The sequence below is a fragment of the Caldisericum sp. genome, from assembly GCA_022759145.1.
Taxonomy (GTDB): Bacteria; Caldisericota; Caldisericia; order Caldisericales; family Caldisericaceae; genus Caldisericum.
In genome coordinates, this window is the sequence record JAEMPV010000091.1 from 1 (window position 1) to 3785 (window position 3785).

Annotated in this window: 4 protein-coding genes; all 4 read right to left on the reverse strand. The window is 37.5% G+C overall.

Annotated elements, in window-relative coordinates:
* Positions 1-76: 76 nt before the first annotated feature.
* Complete coding sequence (locus JHC30_05985; GenBank protein ID MCI4463700.1) at positions 77-277, reverse strand: hypothetical protein; 201 nt, start codon at positions 275-277, stop codon at positions 77-79.
* 11 nt (positions 278-288) lie between these two features.
* Positions 289-1446, reverse strand: coding sequence for a hypothetical protein (locus tag JHC30_05990; protein ID MCI4463701.1), 1158 nt, complete (start codon positions 1444-1446; stop codon positions 289-291).
* Between the two features lies 1 nt (position 1447).
* The gene (locus JHC30_05995) at positions 1448-1918 is read right to left on the reverse strand and encodes a hypothetical protein (GenBank protein ID MCI4463702.1); all 471 of its coding nucleotides are present in this window, start codon (positions 1916-1918) and stop codon (positions 1448-1450) included.
* Positions 1919-3785: hypothetical protein (locus JHC30_06000; GenBank protein MCI4463703.1), on the reverse strand; the 1867-nt coding region annotated here is incomplete at its 5' end.

Genomic DNA, 3785 nt, shown 5'->3' on the forward strand with positions numbered 1-3785 from the left:
TTCATAAAAAAGTCCCGTTGTTATGGATAGAACAACAACAAGTATTGTTAAGAAAAAGACATAATATTTAGGCACTTCACACCCCCTTCGGCAATACATTGATTGCAAACTTAATGCCTGTCGGATTGTTAGGAGAAGGCGTTGATAGAGTGGCGGACACATCAAGATAGCAGTTATACTTTTCCAACGCCTCATTTATCTCTTGTAAGCATTTACTTACCCTTTCAGCCTTTTCTTGTTCCAAAACCTTTTTAGCCTCTGTAATCTTGTCTTCCAATTTATCACCCCCTATATCTTTTGTTTCCAAGTAGCGGTAGGTTTCTTAATCAAGTGCCAAGTTGATGAGATTGCTTTAATAGTCGTGGAGGAGACAAAAGAGGCGGACATTCTTGCAGTCTTTTGTATAGAGACACCCATTTGTGTGGTTGAGTTAACAATTGCTTTTAACAACCTTATTCTAATGAATTGTGCCTGAATTGTTGTCTTGCCAATCACTTGGCTTACAAGGTTCTTTAATTTTAACATTTGCCCCGTAAAAGTTGTCTTGCTGCTTATCACAGCGGATAGAAGTCTCGGAGCAATAAAATTGGCGGTTAAAATGGTGCGTGTTGCTATATTGCTTGCTAACCTCTTTATTCCACTGATAGTGCCTGCAAAAAGCGTTTTACCAGCAAAAGAACCCTGTAAAGCCTTTTTGATAGACGCAAAAGGTATTATTTGTGTTTTACCTGCAAAGACAGAAGCGAGTGTATGATTAACTTTTAAATCGCTTATAAAGGCGGTGCTTGTAGAGATAATTGTGTTTAAAAATACCTTGCCCCTAATTATTAAGTCGGCTAAAAAAGATGTTGAGGAATGAATGGCGGAGGCTAATATCTTTTGTATGCCTAATGACGCATTAACAATAGACGATGATACAACAGAAGCAGTTAATTGAATAGATGAGCCAGCAGGAGGAGTATAAGTTATCGTGACTTCTACATAGTCTATGTAGGCGGTTTGGTCGGATGAATCGTCATTATTAACATATATAGATATACCAAACTGCGGATTATTTATATCATCTGGTGTCCAAGTAGTTCCCCATAAGTCTGATGAAGAACCTATAATTATATAATTATCAGTTGTATGCCAATAATCAACATAAGAATTTGAATTTCCTTTTGGTGTAAAACTTGTCCCGTTCCAAAAACCAAAAATAACATAGTCAAGATATATACTACTTTCAACCGATGCGTACACTTTAAGTTTGACAGAAATACCATTTATTGTTCCGCTTACCGAAAAACCGAAATTGTAGGCAATAATTTGGAAGTCGCTAGCAGAAGACGGTATTAAGCAAGTAGCATAAACATTATCGTCGGCAGATATGTTGTTTAGATTTTGCCAATTACCATCAGGGTCAACAGCACTACTCGGTGGTCTTGCTACTTGTAATGTTGACATTCTATTTTACTCTCCCCCAAATAGTTGTGAATGGTCTAATCTTTCTCCATCCTTTTCTTAACGAGGCAATAAAGATTGTTTGCTCTATAAAAGAGCCTCGCAACGCCTTTTTAACAGAGATAAACGATGATGCTCGTGTATTGCTGGTAAAGGCAGAGGCAAGAGGCTTTTTAACTTTTAAATTACCCACAAACGCCGTGCTGGTTGAGATAACAACATTTAAGAATACCTTACCTTTAATGCCTAAATCAGATACAAAAGATGTTGAGGACTTAACGACGGCGGACAGCACCTTTTTTATCGTCAAAAGCAAAGATATTTGCGTCGCCCCTCTTACCGACGCCACGAGCCTTTTATATACATTGACTACTGCCGATATCCCTGTGGAGCAATTAACATAAGATTGTAAGAGTATAACCTCTCCACCTATTGTATCGTATTGTATCGTATCAAAAGGTGCTATATCAAACATTTAGTTCCACCCCGTATTTCCATTTCCACCAGATGTTTTTGTATACCAAGTCCCTGTTGATTTATCTAACCACTTACTTCCAAGAGAAGCACAAACAACACCGTTTGGATTCCCTGTCCCCTTATGGTCTATTATTAGAGTTCCTATGTTAGAAGAGGTATTCCAATTAATTCCATCGGAAGGAATGTTGATAATAGTATTGTTAACAATCTCTCCGTATCCTAAATCTGGCGCCCATTCAAGCGCTATTGCTCTTTGTGTAATTGTTGTTCCTGTGTTCTGAAATAGATTGTTTACTATACGAAGCGTATGTATTTTAGCCGTTCCATATATTACTACAGCAAACTTATATGATACTTCTGAATTTGTAGTTCTTCCGCAATCAATGAAAGCATTGTTTGAGATGTTTATACAGGCGGTATCTGGTGAAGGAGAACCATAACAAATTGCCCTTCCCATAAGAGACACAAATTCGTTGTTAATAATATTCAACATCTTAACCTTATCAATCTGTATTGCAAAAGCATAATTTGTGTTCGCCGCCGCCAAGCAGGTAAACTTATTTCCATTTATAGTTAAGTCTTGTATATCGGTCTGTGCATTGCTGAAACCTATTATTGTAGTCATTGCGTCAGCCTGCTCAAATATGTTGTTGCTTACTAATACTTGTCCTATAGTGTATCCTGTTGCAGAATCTAAAGCAACACCTGTATAGATACCTGTCATCACATTGTCAGAAATAATAGTTCCATCTATGTTGTTAACATTGGCAGAAATTATGACTCCCGTGTGAACGCTATCTATAATGTTTTTTGAAACAACACAATTATTTGTGTGTATCTCTATTGCGGTAGCATTTGGAGATGGAGATGGATTATAGAAATAGTTATTTGTTATATGAATATCTTTGCCAACCGCATAGATTGCTGAATGGTCTACTTGGTATGTATTACCAGCAACACCGCCAGCAAATGTGTTAAAAGAGCAATTATTTATTATAGCATTAGAGATAGGATTTGTATTTACATTTGCCCCCAAAACGACACTCTGTTGCCCCGCATTATTCAAGAAACTACACTTTTCAACCCAGATATTACTTCCATAGTATATGTATATAGCGGCATTCATTTTATATGGATTGCTTTGAGGCACTAAATTGTTTGTTCCGTTCATATCAAAAGTTAGGTTGTAAAAGCCGATATTGTTGATAGTATTAGAAGTGTCTGCAAAGATATAGAAGTCGCCTGAATTGTTTAGTCCATTTGCAACCGTGATTACGCTGCCTGCACCGACACCCATAAATAAAATATTGCTTTTAGGCTGGAGCATAAAATGATTAGTGCTATCATAAAAAGATGATAACAAGTATCGCCCTTTTGGGAAAAAGACAATGCCTCCACCTGCCGAACTGCAAGCGTTTATGGTTGATTGTATGGCGGTTCTATCATCGGTTGTACCGTCGCCTTTTGCTCCATAGTCTTTGACATTGTAAACACTGCCTGATAATATCCACTTGTCCAAAAGCCCATAACTATCTGCAATGGGTATTTTAGAAGCCGCTGGTGTTGATGTTGCATTAGTTGGGTTTTGAATAACTAATCCATTTGTATCTAATGTTGCAAGTCCATTAGGCTGTCCTGCCGTGTTGCAAAAGTTTTGAAGTTCCTGTATGTGCCGTGCAATTATTCTTAATTCAACACGAGTTCCCGATGAATGTGAACTTGCCGTTGTTCCATCATATCCTCTTGTTAAAGATGAAAAGGTATCGCCGTTCCTTGAACCAACCAATATTCTTTCATTGTCTATCGTGACTACAAAATTACCACTCGGGAATAAAGAGCCATCACCAGAAGTGATTGTAAAAGAA